This window comes from Bacillota bacterium (assembly GCA_024653485.1).
GTDB lineage: Bacteria > Bacillota > SHA-98 > UBA4971 > UBA4971 > UBA6256.
On the sequence record JANLFY010000011.1, the window covers coordinates 1 to 20208 of the forward strand.

Annotated in this window: 20 protein-coding genes; 5 read left to right on the plus strand and 15 right to left on the minus strand. The window is 56.7% G+C overall.

Going from position 1 to position 20208, the window contains the following annotated elements:
* Positions 1-38: 38 nt before the first annotated feature.
* The 5 genes from NUW12_09510 to NUW12_09530 all read right to left on the minus strand — a co-directional run bounded on the left by NUW12_09510 (position 39) and on the right by NUW12_09530 (position 3527).
* Positions 39-278: a hypothetical protein gene (locus NUW12_09510; protein ID MCR4402996.1), complete on the minus strand. Its 240-nt coding sequence runs from the start codon at positions 276-278 to the stop codon at positions 39-41.
* Positions 279-292: 14 nt separating this feature from the next.
* Entirely contained in the window at positions 293-1024 is a 732-nt protein-coding gene (locus NUW12_09515) for a nucleoside phosphorylase (protein MCR4402997.1), read from the minus strand.
* Between the two features lie 41 nt (positions 1025-1065).
* On the minus strand, positions 1066-1815 hold the full coding sequence (locus NUW12_09520; GenBank protein ID MCR4402998.1) for a GntR family transcriptional regulator: 750 nt from the start codon (positions 1813-1815) through the stop codon (positions 1066-1068).
* 537 nt (positions 1816-2352) lie between these two features.
* A complete protein-coding gene (locus tag NUW12_09525) occupies positions 2353-2952 on the minus strand; it encodes a hypothetical protein (GenBank protein MCR4402999.1) in 600 nt (199 codons plus the stop codon).
* 239 nt (positions 2953-3191) lie between these two features.
* Positions 3192-3527 carry a DegT/DnrJ/EryC1/StrS family aminotransferase gene (locus NUW12_09530; protein MCR4403000.1) on the minus strand — a complete coding sequence of 112 codons (336 nt, stop codon included), beginning with the start codon at positions 3525-3527 and terminating at the stop codon, positions 3192-3194.
* Between the two features lie 176 nt (positions 3528-3703).
* On the opposite strand from NUW12_09530, the gene NUW12_09535 reads away from it, so the two are divergent.
* Together NUW12_09535 and NUW12_09540 are read left to right on the plus strand one after the other, a co-directional pair.
* Positions 3704-3877 (plus strand): hypothetical protein, encoded by a 174-nt coding sequence (locus tag NUW12_09535; GenBank protein ID MCR4403001.1) that lies wholly within the window; start codon positions 3704-3706, stop codon positions 3875-3877.
* A gap of 75 nt (positions 3878-3952) precedes the next feature.
* Positions 3953-4459, plus strand: a complete 507-nt coding sequence (locus tag NUW12_09540; protein ID MCR4403002.1) for a type II toxin-antitoxin system HicB family antitoxin — start codon at positions 3953-3955, stop codon at positions 4457-4459.
* On the opposite strand, the gene NUW12_09545 is transcribed toward NUW12_09540, so the two are convergent.
* On the minus strand, positions 4414-5391 hold the full coding sequence (locus NUW12_09545) for a DegT/DnrJ/EryC1/StrS family aminotransferase (protein MCR4403003.1): 978 nt from the start codon (positions 5389-5391) through the stop codon (positions 4414-4416). The two genes, NUW12_09540 and NUW12_09545, sit on opposite strands and share 46 nt — an antisense overlap.
* Before the next feature lie 209 nt (positions 5392-5600).
* The gene (locus NUW12_09550; GenBank protein MCR4403004.1) at positions 5601-5726 is read right to left on the minus strand and encodes a hypothetical protein; all 126 of its coding nucleotides are present in this window, start codon (positions 5724-5726) and stop codon (positions 5601-5603) included.
* 282 nt (positions 5727-6008) lie between these two features.
* Here NUW12_09550 and NUW12_09555 point away from each other — a divergent pair, with 282 nt between their 5' ends.
* From NUW12_09555 to NUW12_09565, 3 genes are all read left to right on the plus strand, one after another.
* Positions 6009-6299, plus strand: a complete 291-nt coding sequence (locus NUW12_09555) for a hypothetical protein (protein ID MCR4403005.1) — start codon at positions 6009-6011, stop codon at positions 6297-6299.
* Positions 6300-6760: 461 nt separating this feature from the next.
* Positions 6761-7285: a hypothetical protein gene (locus NUW12_09560; GenBank protein ID MCR4403006.1), complete on the plus strand. Its 525-nt coding sequence runs from the start codon at positions 6761-6763 to the stop codon at positions 7283-7285.
* Positions 7285-8847 (plus strand): hypothetical protein, encoded by a 1563-nt coding sequence (locus tag NUW12_09565; protein ID MCR4403007.1) that lies wholly within the window; start codon positions 7285-7287, stop codon positions 8845-8847. The genes NUW12_09560 and NUW12_09565 overlap by 1 nt, the downstream gene beginning before the upstream one ends.
* Positions 8848-9006: 159 nt before the next feature.
* Here NUW12_09565 and NUW12_09570 read toward each other — a convergent pair whose 3' ends face one another.
* The 8 genes from NUW12_09570 to NUW12_09605 form a co-directional block, all read right to left on the minus strand.
* Positions 9007-10110, minus strand: a complete 1104-nt coding sequence (locus NUW12_09570; GenBank protein ID MCR4403008.1) for a glycosyltransferase family 4 protein — start codon at positions 10108-10110, stop codon at positions 9007-9009.
* 707 nt (positions 10111-10817) lie between these two features.
* On the minus strand, positions 10818-11798 hold the full coding sequence (locus tag NUW12_09575) for an NAD-dependent epimerase/dehydratase family protein (GenBank protein ID MCR4403009.1): 981 nt from the start codon (positions 11796-11798) through the stop codon (positions 10818-10820).
* Between the two features lie 89 nt (positions 11799-11887).
* Positions 11888-12760 carry a DUF3473 domain-containing protein gene (locus NUW12_09580; GenBank protein ID MCR4403010.1) on the minus strand — a complete coding sequence of 291 codons (873 nt, stop codon included), beginning with the start codon at positions 12758-12760 and terminating at the stop codon, positions 11888-11890.
* Entirely contained in the window at positions 12757-13353 is a 597-nt protein-coding gene (locus NUW12_09585) for a hypothetical protein (GenBank protein ID MCR4403011.1), read from the minus strand. Before NUW12_09585 ends, NUW12_09580 begins: the two co-directional genes overlap by 4 nt.
* 328 nt (positions 13354-13681) lie before the next feature.
* Complete coding sequence (locus tag NUW12_09590; GenBank protein ID MCR4403012.1) at positions 13682-14965, minus strand: glycosyltransferase family 4 protein; 1284 nt, start codon at positions 14963-14965, stop codon at positions 13682-13684.
* Between the two features lie 80 nt (positions 14966-15045).
* Positions 15046-16470: a nucleotide sugar dehydrogenase gene (locus tag NUW12_09595; protein ID MCR4403013.1), complete on the minus strand. Its 1425-nt coding sequence runs from the start codon at positions 16468-16470 to the stop codon at positions 15046-15048.
* Positions 16471-16497: 27 nt separating this feature from the next.
* A complete protein-coding gene (locus NUW12_09600; GenBank protein ID MCR4403014.1) occupies positions 16498-18501 on the minus strand; it encodes a heparinase II/III family protein in 2004 nt (667 codons plus the stop codon).
* A gap of 269 nt (positions 18502-18770) precedes the next feature.
* Entirely contained in the window at positions 18771-20186 is a 1416-nt protein-coding gene (locus NUW12_09605) for an oligosaccharide repeat unit polymerase (protein MCR4403015.1), read from the minus strand.
* Positions 20187-20208 lie beyond the last annotated feature (22 nt).

A 20208-nucleotide genomic window follows, 5' to 3' on the forward strand; every position in this document is an offset into this window, starting at 1 on the left:
TAGATCCCCGATCCCGAAAACCCCCTCTGTGTGCCCTGTCACTGTCGAACCCGGGGATGGGTGTGTGCATCAACGAACCCAGGCACCAGCGCAAGGTTTGATGCCTCGATAACAGCGTGTTCGGATCCCTCAGCAGGAGACGCGAGACGTTCAGGACGATATGCGATCTTGCGGATCCGGTTCCCCTCAACCAGCAAGTCGCCACGGGCGAACGGGTCGCCAGACTCCTTGTATATAAGTGCGTCTTTGAACAGGACTCCGGTTCGCTCCGATGCCACAGCCGCGTGACCTCCTACCCAAGTCTTACCGCGGCACGCAACGCAACTCGGATCATGGCATCTATGCCATTCTCAATTTCGCTTGGGCTCTTTATCTCGTGGCCGGTTATCAGGTTGCCCGCGGGCACCAGCAGCGCTGCTCCAGCAGATCCACGAAGGCTGGACACGACGAATACGGCTGACGCTTCATTTTCGACCGCGAGTACCCTTGAGTCGCTCCAAACCTTGATGCGGTGTCTGTAGTCTCCATGCGCAAACGGTGATTCGATGTAGAAGGCATCGTGTGTTCGGACAATACCCAGTCTGTAGTCGATGCCAAGTTCCTCTGCAGCGTCTACCAGTGCCCGCAGGAGTGTGAAATCTGCGACAGCAGGATATGAAAGCGGGACGTACTCAGGAGTCGTACCTTCTCCGCGGACCGCGCCTGTAGCGATGATGAGTTGGCCAGGAGCGATATCTGCCTGAAGGGCACCGCATGTACCCACCCGAATGAGATTCCTCGCGCCTACGTTTATGGCCTCTTCCACGGCGATGGAGGCCGAGGGTGCTCCAACTCCTGTTGATATGGTGGAGACTGTCACCCCATCAACTCTCCCGGTATAGGTGTAGAACTCGCGATTTGCTGCTACATGGCGCGCGTCCTCAAGGTAGCCTGCTATCACTTTCGCACGTGCAGGATCCCCTGGCAGAAGGACTGTTCTCCCAATATCTCCTGGCTTGCACCTTATGTGATGCTGAACCTCCATGTCTGCTCCCTCACTTTGGTAGAATAATGGATGCACCATCTCTAGCGGCTACCCTGCCAGGTCGCTACAAACCTGAGCTTCGGGGCATGCGGAAGAAGGTAATGCCTGGAATACACGACGGCCTTGTCGGACGTGTCGTACGCCACGCGTTCAATCAGTAAGGCCGGAGTATCAGCTGGAACGCGGGCATTTCTCGCGTCGGTCTCTCCGAGGTGGACCGCGCTTGCCTCGACCTCGGAGCGAGCCACCGTTACTCCAGCCGACGCTAGCAACCGGACCGCGGAATCCGGTGCGTTTCGGCGTACTCGTTCGAGGACGAACGGCACGACTCTGATAGGCACGAAGTCAACCATGTACGCCACCGGAACCCCCGTCACCTCGGCCCTTATCTGCAAGACCAGTACCCTCTCACCTTCGGACAGATGCAACCGATCCTTCGCGACCGAGCCCGCCTCTTGGTCATAAGCAGCGATCACGCTGCAGTCTACGCGGTCCCCACGTGCACCAAGGAAGTCCACTGTATCTACGAACCGCGACACATCGGTGCCCGGAGGGGCCTTCGCCGGGCCGAGCACGGTACGCCCGATTCCGCGCTGGTTCACGACGATTCCGTCCTGTTCCATAAGGAGGAGGGTCTCACGAAGAACATTCCTGCTGACCTTCAGTAGGCTCGCAAGCTCAGGCTCGGAAGGCAGCTTACTCCCAAACGGAAGGCGTCCGCACCTGATCATCTCAAGGAGCCTTTCGTAAAGCTGCACTCTGAGGGGCTTGAAGCCCTTCTTTACCCGCACAAGACCTTCCTCCCTGAAGTGTCGTGACTCAATGACCCAAGTTGCTCACGAACCCTTTCTGACCTACGCATCGGCAACATGGCAAAAGATCCGACTCTTGGTGTTGTAGTATAACAGATGTTGGACATCTTGATAGTATGATATCACGGGATGGAGACGAAGGCAATAGCTCATGTCCGGTTGGCGTTGGACGATCCTCCCACCACCGACTGTGGTTGGTACAGCGCGTCACGCATCGCAGCTCGGGGCTTACGTCACTATCGCGAACCCGTCGAGCAGTTCGATGAAGGACGGCTCATGACTTGCAGTGGCATTTGAGGTTCTTCGAAAGCTGGGCGGTATTCCGTCGTGGCGGAGAATCTGCGTGTAGAGCACACACCCTGCGGCGGCCAGCGCCGGCCGTCGCTGCCACCTCCTCCGCAAGCGCCCAGGCAACGGCAGCCTCCAAGCTTCAGCCGAAGGCGCGCGAGGACTTCGAAGAACGTGTCCAGATCACGTGCGCGGCTCATTCCCGCATCCGAAGGCCTCCTCCCGACCCTATCTTCTCGATCTCGGCCCGGTCACGCGGCCAGGCGGCCGCACGCGCCCTCCGACGGACTCGCTTCCGGTGAACTCCTCCTCGATTTGCGTCACGCGGTTGGACGAGCTCCGGGTGGGCCCGCCGCGCGTCGGCTCGCTCGCAATGGACATACTCCCCACAGACTCGTTCCCGATCTGGACGGCGCACATGAACGTGGCAGGTAAGTCGTCCGCGATGAGGCGGTCCCACAACGCCTCCGCGTCCACCACGTCCGCCGCCTCCCTCTCCCCTGCCTGCGCCTCCTGCGCGAACCCCAGCGCGAAGAGCTCGAATATGCGCCCTTTCGAGGCGATCACAGGGCTCCCGTAGGCAGTGGCCTCCTCTGGGCCAGCACGAACCACTGTCACGCCGGGGCCTCTGACGGCGTCCTCGTTGCCGGAGCCCGTAAGGAAGATGAAGCGCTGGCCCGACCGCGGGATCACCGGAGGTTCGAGCGCATCGAGGTAGCGGGCGCCCAACAGGAAGACGACGAGCGGGAAGCCCTTCGCGACCGCCCTGACGTCGCGGGCGATGCCTAGATGCCGCGACCACGCCAGGGCTTCACGCCTGCCCATCATCGGGAATGTAGCTGCCGGGCATGATGAGGCCGCGTAGAGCCGTTCGTACTAGAGGCGATTCTGCAGTGAGGCGATCTTGTCAGGACTACGAACCAGGACTATGAAGCACGAGAGGGGCACTCATGCCCGAACATGCTGAGCAGCGCAGCCACGACCTCCCCCTGTTTCTCGCGTGAGAGCATTCCTGCACAATGGTCCAGTCGATAGCCGCTCACGTTGCCACGCGTTCCCTCATTCGTTCACTCCCCCCACTCTCGCCTGACGACGGTCCCGTCGATGCGCAGCATCCGCGCGGCCCCGAGCGCGGCCGAAAGCTCGTCCATGCGGTAGTTGTAGGCGAGGCGCTCACGGGAAAGCCACACTCCTGTCTCCTGCCGTCCCTGGTTGAACAGCCGATGAGAGAGACGGAACTGGGGTAGGTTACCCCGCCCCTCAGCGCCCTGGGTTAGACATGCACCGGCAAGGGCGGGCGCACAGCGTGATGTTCGCCAGTGGCCCGCATAACGATCATCCGCCCTTGCCCATAGGGCCGTGGTGGACTGCGATGCGGCGGACGATGTCAGCTCGGTACACACATGCCGCAACTACCACTTCCGAGATCTGGGACAGCCAATCGTTGAATGCCTTTAGCTCTCGGTCCAGCCATCGACAGATCTTTCTGAACCAAATCCTTCCCAACCCGCCTTGCACGTAATACTCTCATCTGGTATCATATACGGTGCCATGTGGGATACTCATGGAGGGGAAGGGCTTGAGCAAGCGCGATAAGCGCATAGAGAGATGGCGTAATAACCCACGAGATGTGGACTTCGAAGAGCTAAGATGCGTAATGGAGTACTTCGGGTGCTACGTGGATCAGCCGCGCGGTGGTTCGAGCCACTACGTCATCGGCCACGAGGCCGTCTCTCGGTCTATCACGGTGTGAAGTCCCATCCTTTGAAACCCATCTATGTCAAGCGTGCTCTCGCCCTGATCGATGAGATAAAGGAGGCCATTGCTGATGGAGACGTCTAGAGAAGACCTGTTCGGGTATAGCGTAAGGCTCTCCCATTTGGGCGAGGAGGACGGCGGGGGATGGCTGGCAGAGGTACCCCAACTGGACGGGTGCATCTCAACCGGAGAGTCACCTCAGCAGGCTTTGACCAACGTCCAGGACGCAATCAAGTGCTGGCTCGAGTCGGCCAAGAAACATGGAAAGGAGATTCCGCCACCGGTGGACCACACAGAACCCGAGTTTAGCGGGAAGTTCACCCTCAGGGTCCCCAGGACACTCCATCGGATGCTGGCGAAACGTGCCGAGTCAGAGGGCGTGAGTCTGAACCAGTACCTTGTGTCACTTATCTCTTTCGGGCTGGGTAAGGAGTTCGGGGAACGTTCTGCCCAGGCGCGGGAGACGCATGCCAGCGAGGTGGGGCCCCAGGCCAGCTATTCCATAGCGAGCGAAGACCGCCCGTCCCCTGCCTACTGCACCTCCCCCAGCGCCCGCTCGAGGACGCCTGCGACGTAGTCGATCTCCTCGGCGGTGAGGTGGTTGTGGAACGGGATGGCGATGCTCGTCCGTCCCGCGAGCTCGGTGACGGGGAAGTCCCCCTCCTTGAAGCCGAACTCGGCGCGGTAGAAGGGCTGCAGGTGGATGGGGGTGAAGTACGGGCGGCACCCGATCCCCGCATCCTGGAAGCGCCGCATCACGTGGTCGCGCACGGCGGACTGGCGCTCGGGGGTAGGCTCGTCCACGCCGACCCGGATCACATACACGAACCAGCTCATCCGCGTCACCTCCGGAGCCACATGCGGCAGGCGCACCCCCGGCACCCTCGCCAGGCGCTCCGCATACATCGCCGCCACCCGCTCGCGCTTGGCGATGATCTCCTCGATGCGCGACATCTGCGCGACCCCGAGCGCGGCCGAAAGCTCGTCCATGCGGTAGTTGTAGCCGAGCCGCTCGTGGGAAAGCCACACCCCGGCCTCCCCCCGTCCCTGGTTGGACATGCTCCGGCAGAGGCGCGCTGTCCGGTCGTCGTCGGTGACGATCATCCCGCCCTCGCCCGTGGTGATCTGCTTGTTAGGATAGAACGCGAACACCGCCCCGTGCGAGAAGGCGCCGTGCCCGGCCTTAATGCCCTTGTACTCGGACCCCAGGGACTCGCAGGAGTCCTCGATCACCACAAGCCCGTGGCGGTCCGCGATCTCGCGGATGACGTCGAGCCTCGCCGGCTGACCGAAGGCGTCCACCGGGAGGATGGCCTTCGTGCGAGGAGTGATGGCGTCCTCGATGAAATTCGGGTCGATCTTCGCGGTGTCTGGCTCGATGTCAACGAACACCGCCTTCGCCCTGTTGTAAAGGATGCGGTTGCTGGATCCGATGAAGCTGAACAGCGTCAGACAAGTTCTGTCGCTTCTTTTCCTGTCGCTGCATCTGTTCCGTGGGTGATAGACCAAATGGCGGCCGTTGAAGCTTGTCGGGGTCAGTAGGCAGGGGTATCACCAAGTTGCACACCTCATGTGGTATAGCATGTTTGGGCTTACGACCCCCGTTCTTATGGGCCAGGAACGGCGGGCCGTGCATAGTCGCTCCTTTCTTGAGGCGTTTCACCTAGCCGGGAGCTGAACTGCAACGCTTGGGCTGCTTGTGACGCTGTAAGGCTACCTCAGACAACTCGTTCAATGACGTAGAGCCGACGGACTTCTTTCTGGCTCAAGAGAATCTCCATTGCTATGGTAACATCCTCCCAGAGCCATACCGAGAGCGCAAGTAGCTGGCCTGAGGATGTCACCCAGTTTCCGCCACCTGCCCCAGCCCTAGGGCTGGGGCAGGCGCTCGGGCCCCTCGCAGGCCAAGAGCGTACTGCCGGAGAGTGACATTATCACAGGCTTACGACATCGGGGCAAATTGAACGCTTGACATAAGGAGAGTCAGCTTCCTATAATATTACCAGAGATTTGGCAATCCTGCTTCAATAGCCCATTGTTGTCGAACGTTCACATTTATGGCGTCAGTGCTGAAAGTTATTAGTGAAGGGTTGCGCTATGTCAGGCCTGATAAGGGAGGGTGACGGATGAATTCCGACGGGACTGTCAACGTTCGTGTTATCTACCCCTCCGCGCGGAAACCCGCGGAGCGCGAGTTCTCTCTTCGAACGCCGGTTTGCCAGGTCAAGGCGTTCGCTCTTGGTGAATTCGGTATCACAGAGGGCGCGGATTCTCAAAACCCTGCAAACCAAGTGGTGTTCTTTCTTTTCCATGGTCGCACGAAGGTTGAGGATCTCAACCAGCCTCTTAGTGCCTTTCACAAGGGTAATCAGCAAGAGATGGTCTTCCGGTTGATAAGAGAGGTCATTGTAGGGTAGGTAGCGACCATGGTTGTTGATCCAGCTCAGTCTCTGCTCTGCCTCCGCGCTGACTTAGAGGCGATTCAGGACGAAATAAAGTACTTTGGGTGGAGGATCCAACCCTGGCCAGTGGACGATCTCACCGTTTTCGTCACGATGACCTCGGCTGTTGATTTGCGCGCATGGACTCTTCGGCTCGTATGTCAGAACTACCCCGATGAGCCGCCGTCGATCAAGTGCGTGAATCCGCAGACGAAGGACCCTAGTGATTCCTGCGCATGGCCTCAATGTGAGGGGTTCCGCCCCACATCGGACTTGTGCATGAACATTAGCCGTGAAGGACTCATGCAGTTGCACCCAGGCTGGCAACAGAGTGGCTATCGGTGGATCACGGATGGTAACCCGATCCACTGTGTTCTTCTATCCATCCAGTTCCGGCTCGACGATCCGTCCAAGTATAAGCCGAAAGGGTAGTGTAAATGGACATTCATGGCTACTTTCCTCTCATCAACAGTTACGACCTGCCTTTCAACCTACTTCCTGAGACGGTCCGAGTCTTGCGGGATGAGGGAGCAGGAAAAACTGAAAGCCTCGTTTTCTGGGCAGGACGCGTTTTGCGTGACCGAGCAGAGCTATCCACAATCATTGTGCCGAAGGGATCAGGGGTCCAAAAACACCCTCAGTACGTACGGATCAGCGATGCAGCGATGCTTCGGGTTGCGGAGCTTCTCAACCCGCCTGACCGAGTGCTGTTGGCTCAGGTCCACACCCACAGAAGAGCAGCGTTCCACTCGCCGACGGACGACTCTTATGGTTTCAGATCCCCTGGTTTCATTTCCATCGTAATCGGAAACTATGCAGCGGATGCGGTCCCCGCTATAGATACATGGGCGGCATGGGAGTGCACGGACGGCGTTCGGTTCCGTGAACTGCTGCCCGCGGAACTTAGTGCGAGGTTTCGCGTGCGGCAGGATCTTCCGCTGCGTATCCTGGAGGCCACGTGATGCTTGAAAAGGGCCTGGGTCGGCACGACCGACACCTTCGTCTTGCGCAGGGCGTTACGGGAGAAGATCTAGAGGAGCTTGGCAGGAAGTTTCTATCGCAGCGTGTGCTGGTAACCGGAGATGAAGCATTTCTTGACACCAGAGAGGGCCGACTCACCGTAGTTACAGCCCTCAACCTTATCGTACGCTTTTGCCCTAAGATCGATATAGATCTTGGTAATCATCGCCGCCTAGTTACTGACTCCCTCGGGGTTCTTAATCGTGTCGACCAGAGTCCCAATGCATGCTTCAACGAAGTGAGAGGAGCACCCTGGGAGGAGTATGACGCTGTTCTGTACGCCGGGCGGCTGCCAGAATGCGGTCCGAACGTAACTAGCGTAGTCGGTAGTGGCTGGCTTGCAGGTGTCTCGTGCTATGGACCAACACCTGATCTGCCTGGAGGCCCTTATAATCCGTTTGGCCCGCTTATCGCGGCGACCTTCGGTGCTGCCGAGGTCTTCAAGCGGCTTATACGGGCACGGCCGGGTGCGGTGTCTTTCTTTTCACCGACCGTCTTTTCCGCCTATTCATATAGAGTGTATGGTTGCTGCGAACCTACAGAGCTAGAACCGACCTTACCAGCGGAAACGTGCCTTCCCGAGGTGTTCCTAGCAGGGGCCGGAGCCGTGGGCAATGCGTTCGCATATGCACTCAGGAACGTTCCCGGAGTAACGGGCCCATGCGCCGTAGTAGATCGCGAGGATTTGGACGACGAGACTAACCTGAACCGGTATCTTTTGGCTTTCCATGAGGACGCCTACGGCGAGGAGCCGGTCCGCAAGGTCGATCTCGTAGCTCGAGCCTTCGAGAACACTGGTATTAAGTGTCGCCTGTACAAGATCGAGATCGACGAGTACCTCAAGCGCATCTTTGATAAGGCTGAGCCACATCCTGACGTAGTAATCAGCGCTGTAGATAACAACGATGTTCGTCCGTCGCTCCAGAAGCTTTGGCCTGATCTATTGGTCGAAGGAGCGACAAGTGACAGTGTGTTCCAGGTGTCCAGGCATGCCTATGTGGATGAACTGGCGTGCCTCATGTGCATTCATAGTATTCACCACGCGGCACAGAGCCACGAGCCTTACGAAACCCAAGCTGCAAAGAGATCGGGTCTTTCTGATAAAGAGGTTCGGGATGCACTCCACGACGAGAAGTTGGTGGTTACCCCAGCGGACGTAGATGCCGCGCCTGAAGATAAGCGGGCGTTCCTCAAGGAGCGAGTAGGCAGGCCCATATGCTCCGTCCTCACGGAAATCGAAACGCTTTCTAAAACCCCTATGGAAATGCCGCCTGCGGCTACCGTTTCTTTTGTGTCGATGGCTGCGGGAGCACTCGCAGCGGCAGAGGTTGTCAAATGGGCATCTGGAATTGGCTCGCGGCTAGAAACCCTTTTCCAAATGGACATGTTCTGTCCCATAGAAAACGCCGTACTTCAGGGAGTGGAGAAGTCTCAACGTTGCCAATGCTACACCCGGCGCCGTCAGATCGACCAGTACAGGGCCTCTGCGTTCTCTAGAAGATGAGGCAGTGAGAAGTTCCTCAAGAGAAGCTAGAATACGGAGGAACGCACCGCCCGCATAGAATGGTCACCACAAACCTGAGATGGAGAGGACAGACACAAATTCGTGTGGGTGTCGTGGCTGGCTTGATGTCACTCTGTGTTTCATTACTGTGAACCACCCCTATAGGTTCACCAAGGGCATCTCGGTGTCTGTATGGGAGCGATGACGCAGCTCATATGCCTTGATTATCTTCGCTCTAAGCACAACCAGAGCGGTCCCGCAAATCCCGATAACCGCAACCAAGCTGCGAGGCCACACGCAGGCTGCAGCGGCAGCGGCGGCCAGTGCGATGTTGATACCGAGCACCGCCACTGTAACCTGCTTGTGAGTATGACCAGCCTGCACCGCTAGTTGGTATGCATGTGTCCGGTGAGCTTCGGTCCACCGTTCCCTGCGCCAAATCCGCCGCAACAGGGTAGCTGTGGCGTCCACCACAAAGACCCCCAGCAGCAACACCCACACCAGAAGGGGTAAGGCGCCAGAGTTCTCGGATGCGACGGCAAGTACGCCGAATGTGAAGCCCAGAAAGCCGCTTCCCACGTCGCCCATGAATATCCTGGCCGGGGGCCAATTCCAGACCAGAAATCCTGCCGACGCGGGAACGAGAAGCGTGCTAACCAGAGCTATGCTGGCCGCACCAGGAGCCGTCCTAGTCATCCCGGGGTTTGGCAAGAGTCCGACTCTCATTCCTCCGATGAGCAGTGCAGCCGTACCGGCAACGGTGATCGCTTCGGTTCCAGCGAGGCCGTCGATCCCGTCCATGAAGTTATACAGATTGACGAACCAGACGATCCCGACAACCCCCAAGACAAAGCCGACTGAACCCAAAGAGAGGCGAGTCACCCCGAGATTGAGCGATGGAAGGCCGCCAAGCCAGTACAAAGCCCACGAGGCGGCAATGACATGCGCCCCGGCGCGCAGCGTGGCGGGTAGACCGCGCCGATCATCAAGCCAGCCGACACCAGCCACAAGGAGACCACCGCCGCAAATCGCTGCCGCGACTTCGCCGTTGATGATGCTGCGCAGAGCCAGAAGTATGACAGTGCCCAGGAAGACAACAACAATGGCTAATCCTCCGCCCCGCGGCGTAGCCACCACGTGGGAGCTTCTGGCGTTAGGCACGTCGAGGATTCCCCGACGCAAGGCGTATCGCCGCACAACCCCGGTGAGACCATATGCCGCAAGGAACACAAGAGCAGTAATTTGCATGATCTCCGCAGTCAATCCGGAGTACCTCCACCTCAACCGGCCCGCTTCGAACAGAACTCGCGGTGGGTCCCAACACGCCGCAAGCCCTGCTAACAAGCACGTCACGACGCTGCACGGAGGCGCCTACCTACGTTCATACCTTGGAGAAGCGCTTCCATCCGCGCTTGCACCAGGTGCATGCTGCAGGCATCCGGTATTGGGCATTTGTTAGGCTGCACCGTTGCAGGCCTAGTAGCCGACTCTAGTGCTCTGGAAAGCTACGAACGTGCTCTTAGGTACGCGGAGGAACCCGCGTACCTGCGGAATTCGCAACCTGGCATGTCCTACCTGCCGAATGGCTGATGATGATAGAACACCACTCTGATCGATTCACGGCGAGTATGCTCGATAACTCAGCGCTGCGCTTCAGGAGTCCTTGGAGGGCTAGGCTTCCCGCAGCTCTGCTGATAGGCTCCCTCCATTGGGCGGCACGCGCCAACTACTACCCCAAACCCTCCAGAGTGGTCCACAAGGAACCACCCGGACGGGACCGGCCATCCGCCCTTTTGACCTTGCTGACTCCTCCGGCGTCACGCTCCTGCCGCTATGGCGCCAAAACGCACTCGTAGGTATACGTTGCCTCTTGCAGCTTTGAGTGAGTTCCCTCGAGAAGGACCCGGGTTTCCACCCGGCGCCGGTCGGAGTAGAGCGGTACCTTCAACTGGTTGATCTCGCTCCGCTTCTCAAGTCTCGCCTTTGGACCTGTACCAGTCGACGGTCTTCCTAATACCTTCCTCCAAAAGTATCGGCGCTACAAAGCCTACCTCCTGCCGGAGTCTGGTCACGTCGCACACCGCATCCTCAGTGATCTTCACCACTTGCTCAGGCGTCAGAGGACTCTTGCGCCCAAGCAGCCTTGCTGCCACGGTAAGGCACCAACTGCCCACCAGCGCAAGCCGCCGATCTACCCTGACTAGGTGACGAGGTTTGTTGAGTGCCGAGGCAATGGCCGCTACGATCTCGTCAAGCCTGTACGGTTCGGGGTCTGCAACATTTAGGATGGACACGCCGCTAGGCCCCGGCCATCTGGCAAGTCTACTGCACAGGGCTGCCACGTTGTCGACATATGTCATGCTCTTTCTGTTGGCGCCCTTCCCCAGCACCAGTGGACCGTGTTTCGCCACAGCCTTTATCAGTCGAGAGACATTTCCCGGCTCGCCCTCGCCGTACACGGTGCTTAACCGGAGAATGGTCAGCCTCATGCCGGTCTCAGCGGCAACATCCGCCGCGGCCTTCTCAGCCATGAGTTTTGATTGACCGTAAGCGTTGTCTGGCCTGCAGGGGGACTCCTCCTTGAAACTCACACCGCCTTTACCGTACACAGACGTGCTGCTGGCAAACACGAAGTGCCGCACGTTGTTGGCACCGGCAGCCCTTGCGATGTTCCTGGTTCCCTCGACGTTAATAGACCGGTACTCGTCTTCTGTCGCTCTTCGGTGGACCGCCGCAGCAAAGTGGAACACTGTATCGACGCGTTTAGTCGCCTCGGCAGCTACAGAAGGATCCCTGACGTCGCCGACAACCACATCACGTGAAGAACGTGGTGTCCGGAACGGGGTACGGCGCACAAGGCACCGGACGTCCATCCGGTCTGAGAGAAGCTGGTCCACCACACGAGAGCCTATGAAACCGCCGGCTCCCGTAACCAGAACCTTCTCGCCCACGTATCCCACGACTCCCTTCGCTCACCGTTCGCTTACAGTCGGTGTCACACGCGGTCAACTGCACCCGACGACAGTTCACCGCAGGCGTATCACCGGATTCCTCTCCCATCGGTCAGCGCGTCAGATATCCTCATAAACGTGAGCTTTCGACTCCACTCCTCCAGGAAGCGCCGCAGTCTCAGCTCTGCGGTACGCGTTCCGCCCGAGTGCCTGAGCCTCGTTGCCAAAGACATCCCGGGAACATCAGGTTGCCCGCGGTCCAGCTCCCACGGGTGGAGATAGAAGACTAAGGAAGCTTCCCTGAGGATGTTCGGAAGACCCAGGCGAAAGATACAATATGGGAGCATCCGAAAGTACCCGCCGCCTGCCCATGGGATCGTAAGATTTCCCGCTCTCACTACAGATATCGGGATTTCCCAGAACCCTGATCGTACCTCGAAGGGTCTCCGAGGCGCGGGACCCTGGCCGCTGGGCAGTGTCAGTGAGCCGTATCTCTGATGCATTGCAAATGGGTGGAGGCTGGAATCGTAAGTGAACCCGTGCTTCCGGAGGATGTCGATCGCGTCATCGTTAATAGAGAAGCACGGCGCGCGATAGCCTTTGACTGCTTGACCCGTCATGTCTTCGAGCAGCCTTTTAGAGCGGACGATATCCTGCTCGAACTCTTGCAAGGACTGACGCGGTATTAGTTGATGGTTGTACCCGTGCGAGGCAACCTCGTGGCCTGCAGATTGAATGTGTTTGACCAAGGACGGGATGCGTTCAGCAACCCATCCGAGGATAAAGAAGGTCGCTTTGAGGTCGAGATCCTCAAGAATGCTCAGGATTCTTTCGGTCGACTCGGCCACCCGGAGCTGTTGGCCGTCCCACAGGCTTCTCGGGACAAGTGAGCGGAGATTCTCGCTCTGAAACCAATCCTCTATGTCAAAGGACAGGAAACACGCGTGGGGTGCACGGATCATACGAGTCGCCTACCCATTCTCCTGAACTGCCGAACATGCTCGGGTTTCGGGAACGAGTAATACCTCGCACCTTCTTTGGGCATCGGTTTCAAACGGACGGTTCCAGTCCGGAACTGCTCTATCACTTCAGTGAGCATGTGCGCTGCCTCGATCTTCGTACGCTTCATGAGTGTGTCTAGAGTGTCGTGAGACCCGATCGGTACCTGCCTCTCCATGATGATGGGACCGTCATCAACTTTCGGGGCCATTACGTGGACCGTCACGGTCGCCGAGGGCTCACCATTCAGCATCTGCCAGAAGGTCGGAAGCATGCCGCGGTATTCGGGTAACTTACCGCTGTGCACATTAATGCACCCGTACCGAGGAATGCTGAGAACCTCACGGGAGAATATCTGCGAAGCGGCTACTGAAATGATCAAGCTCGGTGTCAGGGTACGAAGAAGGTGCAATGACTCTGCAGAGTTGATGTCTACCACATGAAGTAGCGCTGTTCGGGCGAGTGCGCCACGCAATCCCCACCGACGACGGGGCCTGACGATTTCCACAGCAGAAGCGCAACAGAATTGGAGGCCACGGCGGATGAAGTCGCCCATGCCATAGAAGCGATACATTTCCCTGGCTAGGTCTAGTGTCGACTGCCGGTTGAGCGGTCTAAGTACAATTATCGCTGGAACCGATACATCCGCTGATAGGTGAAATACCCGTGAGAACTCTTCAAAGAACGCTGACGTATAAAACGGGTCGTCTTGTGTTACGAGAACAATCCTAAAGCCGTCCATCACTGCTACACGCCTCACAAAGACGCCATTCCTTGTCTGCCGTCGCTTGGGCACCCATCTGGCAAGGTACGACTGTGCCCTTGCCCCTCCATCTTTCTCTGCTTTGCAGCGCCCCGCGTTTCGGACGCGATAGCTGACACTGCTATCGGCACCTCCCGCGACTATTCGCTTGGCGAACAGCAAGAAGAAGGACGTCTTCCAATTCCTTGGCAATCGTTCGTCTCAAGTACCTTGAAGCAACATGTGCCCTGCCGTTGCGCCGGCAGGCTTCTCTGAAATCCTCTCTCTGCTTCATTTCCAAGATCGCAGAAGCAAGCGCCTGTGAATCTCCGGGAGGGACTATAAGTCCTGCTTTCGCTTCAAGCAGGACATCGCAGGACTCCCCGGAAGCGCAAAGGATCACAGGACACCCTACTCCCATGTATTCATATAGTTTCGAAGGAACGCTGTCAGTAAGTTGACCGTTCTTTAGCGGAATAACTGCTGCGTCTGCCATTGCGAGATAGGATCGAACCTCCTCTTTTGGAAGTCCAGGCAGGAAGCGAACGTTACTAAGGTTGAGCGTCGCAGCCATGCGCATTAGTTCGCTCTTCGCAACCCCTTCCCCGATGATCAGGAATTGTACGTCAGGCGTCTGCTTCTCGAGTGTTGATGCCGCCCACAACAGAACGTCAACACCCTGAAACCTCCCGATGAGTCCTGCATAAAGCACTACAAAAGCCCCGTCCAGCCCCATCATTGTTCTCAAACGGGTGTCTACGGGAGCATTTATAAACTCCTCGTCCACACCGTTACGTATGACGTGGATCTTTTCTCGTGGAACGCCTTTCTCGACCAGCTTGTTCACTTTTTGCTCCGTTACAACCGTAATGACGCTAGCTTTCCTGTACAAGAACCTCTCTAGTCGTTGTGCAACGCGATTGGCGAGCGAATCGGATTTCAATTCCCCTATTAGTGTAGCTATCTCGGGCCATATGTCCCGAACGTCAAACACAAATGGGCACCTCTTGAACAAGGCTATCGCACAACCTGAAAGCCCAAGGAATAGAGGTGGGGAACTTACAAACGCCATGTCGTACCTCTGCGAATTGAGGATAGACACCAGGCTTGACGACACCACAAATGAAAGCTGATTCGCAAGCCTAGGCGCTGTCCTCGCGCTCGCCGACACGTACATATAGGTGCGGACGACTTTCAAGTCATCCATGCGCTCAAGTGACCACGGTCGTACCCTGTATGGCTTGAACACTCGTCCGTTAGGGTAGTTCGGGTAACCTGTCACTACGGTGACATCATGCCCTAGTCTGCTGAGATTCATTGCCAAACCATACATCCGTGCAGCAGGCGCCCCAGTCTCTGGAGGGAAATAGTGGGTAACAAAGAGAATTCGCATGATGTACAGCCTCGACTTCCCATAATCAGGCATTGTGCAGCCTCACATCTCTGCAAACGAGCAACCACTGAAGCAACGAACGCGCTGCTCAGCACGGCGTATGCGCTGAACCCTCACAACCTTGCTCGCCAACACCTTTGCTCACCTGTCCCGACTCCCAAACGAACTACTCTGAACCCAGCTCTGTCCCATTCTTCACCACAGAAGCCCCTCGTGTCAAGGATTAGGCGCTGCCTCATCAACGCAACAACCTTCTCAGGCACAAACTGGGACCTATATACAGTATGATCAGTCAGCAACACCACAGCGTCTGCACCTCGTATCGCATCTTCCAGGGTATACCCGCTGAATCTCGGTACATAGGGGTCGTGAACCACGACGTCGTAGCCTGCGGCTCTGATCCTCTCGATCACCTGAAGGGAGGGACTCTCGCGTTCGTCCCCCACATCGGCCTTATACGAAACCCCAAGAGCAGTCACTTTCTCTGTTTTCCGGCCTAGGGCCTTTGACTCATCCACCATCCCGCAGAAAAGGCTAAGAACATGTAAGGGCATGGCTGAGTTTACCTGTCTCGCCACACTTATGAGTCGCGCTTTCTCAGGAACCGCCTCTATGAGGAAATATGGATCGACTGCAATGCAATGGCCTCCCACGCCAGGCCCGGGTTTCAACACATTCACCCTCGGATGGCGATTCGCCAGCGCAATTGTCTGGAATACATTGACCCCGAGTTCTTCACAAATGAGGGCAAACTCGTTAGCCAGCGCTATGTTGACGTCCCGGTAAGTGTTCTCCATGAGCTTAACGACTTCGGCGGTGGTAGAGTCAGTGCCAATTACGTTCCCGCGTACGAAGGTACGGTAGAACGCAACAGCTTGCTCGGTGGACTTGTCGTCAACCCCACCAATAATGCGGTCGTTCTCGATTAGTTCCCGGAGAATATGCCCAGGCAATACGCGTTCCGGCGCATGGGCAAGATAGAAGTCCTTCCCGCAAGTGAGGCCGCTCCCTGCCTCCAAGACCTTCCGAACCAGCGTGTTTGTGGTTCCGGGTGAAACTGTGGATTCAAGAATTACAAGGTTGCCCGGACGAATATACGGTGCGACACCGCATGCCGCTTGTTCAACATACGAGAGATCCGCGCTAAACGTCGGGATGTCATGGTGTTCGTCTTGTAATGTAAGGTATTGCCCTGGAATACCAGTCTCGCCCCTGGAATCATGACTTGCAGCAGCTACCTGCTCTTTCACCTCGTTGGCCCGGTCGCAGCCTAGCACAGGTCGACACGGCGTGGGCACCGCAAGAATGAAGACGTCTCCTGGTTCGGCATGCTCAGAGACCCGCAGATGACCGGAGGCGAACGCTTCGCGGGCGATTTCCGCGAGTCCGTCCTCGTTGAGAATGTGAATTCCACCATGGTTGAGCTTGTCTACGATCTCGCGATTGAGGTCTATCCCCAAGACGTCATGACCTGCCTGTGCTACCACGCAAGCTGTGGGAAAGCCAATGTAACCAAGTCCAACTATACACACTTTCACGATGGCATGCACCGCCCTTTGCTCGTGTCAAGCGGATGCTGGGCCAGGCCCGCACGAAGGATATTCGCCTATGGGCCACAGACGGCCCAATCCCCAGGTTCTCATGATATCGTCTACTTCGGCAGCGAGCAACGTAGTCGTCTCTCGGTCCTTTGATAAGGGCTGGATTAGCGTGAAGAACCGCACAGGCCCCTTTACTCTCGCCGTGACACGGTATGACCAGGCTGGAAGTCTCTCACCGTAGTACAGAGACCACCATCCCCGCATGGGATTTGCCTGCCCCTTTGCCCATGTGCCCGCCACTTCCTGCGTGCAGCCAACCCGAAGAAGAAGCTTTGTATCCTCAATTGTTGCTACGGCCCCCGTAGGGTTTAGCTCGAGTTCCACATCGCCTACAAGCCAGTGGAGGGTGAATTCATGCTCCGAGTCGTCTCCGAAGAGATCATCGACAACGAGGAATGCGTCATCTTTCTGCGCACTGAACCTTCTGTGGATAACTGGGCTATAACCAGCATGCTCTCCGATGAAAAGTTGTGTCAAGCCGATGGTGGAGAATTGGAGAGCCCGTCCTCGCGCCCAATTTGACCACAAGAAACGGCCCCCTTTCCTCATTTGGTCGCGGTCATCTACCGTCACCGTGTTATGCGAAGACGTACCTGCGAAGTATTCTAGCCAGCCCCCGCGAGGGTTGTACGAGTAGGTTCCAGCATCAACCAGGAGGTTCTGACCGTTATACCACAGATCCAGGTGAAGCATGTCTGCTTGATAGGGGCGGTGGCGGTACTCTCCACAGCGTATCATAGCAAAGGCATTCTGCCCCCTCAGGACATAATAACCACCAACGGGAAACGAGGCACCACGTCTTGCTATCTGAACGGTCGATGAGTTCTCTGATGTTGATGAAACACAGACAACTCCTTCGCCGTTACGTTTTCTTTGCTCTGCCGGACCACGAAACCAGGTTGTCTCTTCTAGCCATGGCCCCGGACCGTAAAGACTCTCGCCATCTAGTATCACACTCAGTGCATTCAACGAAGGCCGGTAGTCCAGGTAGTCACAGGAGGACAGGGGGAAAATGAGAGCCCCATCGTTTGAACCATAGTTAGGGAGCTGCCCGGTTTTCTCGTCTTGCATACTCCTTAAGAAATGCAGCAACTTTCGGAGACGAGCGATCAACACATTGGGAAACTCCGTCTCATTGACCTGGGCAATCCTTAGACTCCAGCTGAAAAGCTGCACCACAAACCTCGAGTAATTCGTGGAGTGCATCGAGTAAGAACCATCAGTGCATATCTGCCACAAGGCCTCTCTAACCAAGTGGCTGAACCCCTTCTTCCGCCACCTCGTCGATTCTTTGAAGAACGGGAAAAGGGTCCCGATAGTGAACATACCGGCAGCCTCGCTCAGGGAATGGTTATTCCTTACGCAACGCAAGGCATACCAGTGGTTTCTCTCGATGTGCCATGCATTATACCAGAGGTACTTGAGAAGCAACGCGACCCGCTCTGGCGTCGTTACCCTCAAGCCTCCAAATGCATAAAGGCCAAAGATCCACGCAAAGCTTCTTATGGCTATCTCCTGGCCACACCGCCAGTTAGGCCCATACTCCGGCGGATTAGCTTGTACCCATGACTCAAGATGGTTCCAGAATCCGTCGGCATAGCGTTCGTCTCCGGTCAGAGCATAGGCCCTTGCCAAGTAGTAGACATGAGAGAAACGCGAAGCCTCCCAGACGTATTTGATGTCGCCCAACTCCGCGGACAAATCGGGGACAAGCGACCAGTGAGTGTCTCCTGGGTAGCGGATGCCATCGACAGGATTCATGAGCCAGTCTGGAGGGTCACCCAGATCCGCCCACCACCGGCTAAAGAAGAGAAACCTACCCTCCAGCGCAGCATTTGCAACCTCTACGACCCTGTGTGGGTCAGCTATTGCTTCTCTGTAGCCCGACAAGTCAGGGTCAAGGAAGAAGTGCGAATCGGCATTCTGCCATTTCTCAAGAAGGTAAGCGTCTAGGTCAGCCGGTGCCACCCCAAACGACCTCGAAAGCAACCCGTCAACGGACGTAGGCTTAAACCGCCTGCATATTAGGCCGCTTCGAACCTCGCCCTCATATAGAGCCCGCCAGGCAAACCAGGTGGGACCCATTTCCCTAATTAGGCGCAACATGTCGCGGTCATACATTCGGCATCATCAACCCAAACCGAAAAGCCGTCTTCTTAGTCCGGGATCACCGCTCAACAGTCTCTGATTCTCGCGTTTGTCACGCAAGGCCTCGCACCCTTTGCCCTACGGCATCCTCAATTCTGCTGGCTCACAGCCAGTGGAGACCCTTCGCGTGTCCCACGCCTCGTGCCGTCGCCACCATAAGGTACTTCATCGCCAGTTCCGAGTGAAATCCCGTGATACCACGGTACGTTCACGAATAAAGATACAATTACCCACATCACCCCTACGGGAAGTACCTTTCCAATCAGGCATTCCTTTACAAAGCCGCTCAGGCTCCCTCTAATAAGAGAGACCAATGAAGGCAGAAACAAACAATAAATGACCGCACCCAATTCGGACCGCAGCAAGTATCTCCTTGCGAAGCCTAACAGCAGCCCGAGTACAAACATGTGAAGCACAACGCCTATAAGTCCGAAGTTCAAATAACCTTCTGCAACGGTGAAAAAAGCATAGCCACCTCCGCGAGCATACACATCAGGGTAAAGAGTGGATACGTACCATTCTGTCGGTGATAGCGGTCGCACGTTACCAAGAACCTTCAAAGGAATCTGTTGGAAGAGAATCTCTATATAAGATCTCCCCAGCCAAAAAGGGTAGTCCTGCGGTACATGTTCAATCACGTCGTCGAGAATTCTGAACGCGTATCCAAACTCCATCCTCCCCGGGTCAAGCCAACTCCACGAAAAAGATCTCACTACCATATCGAGCTCTACAGAGCCAAGGAAACGTCCACCGAGAAGTCCTCGAATGTAGCCAAATGAAGCAATCCCCACCCACAGAACAGGGAGCACAAACGTCAATCTGCGCCAATTGAAGCGGTAAACGAAGATGTAGTAAGCAGCCACCGAGGATAGCAAGAGCGATAGGAATAACCTCCGCCTAGCGGAGAGCAGTTCCAGAAAGAAGACGCACGCGATGACTAGTATGGAAAGCAACACTCGTGAGCGTGGAGACCTTGAGTTAGCGGAACTGCAGAATATCAGAGCAACACCAGGAAGTGTAAGACCTCGCCAAAGCGTGACGAAGCCTAGACCTCTTTCCACAAGGTAACGTTCCGAATAAGGCATCTGGAAATACGCAAAACCCCCGCCTGCCTCACTGAAGACGACAAAGTACGACGCAATTCCTAGCAGTGACATGAGAACACCTGCGTAGAGAAGAAGCTGATACTTCTGTCTAGAACCAGAACGCTTCGGTATCTCCGCTCTGGCACTTCTCACACAAGCGCAACCCGCAAGACAAGCAAGTAGGCCTATCGCTGCAACGAATGCCGTATAATATGATAACTCAGACCATCTGCCCTGCCTCGCAAGCGAGAGAGGATATGAGAACGAATACAAACAAAGACCCACCGGGAAGAAGGCCTTAACATCGAGAGGGCCTAACCGGGAAATCAACGCCTGGCGCACGGAAAAGACCGCCGTGACCGCTATACAGGTCACAATTACCGTGCTGACGACAACACTTTCGCTAGCAGCAGCAACCACAGAGCCGACGCCTACTGCCAGA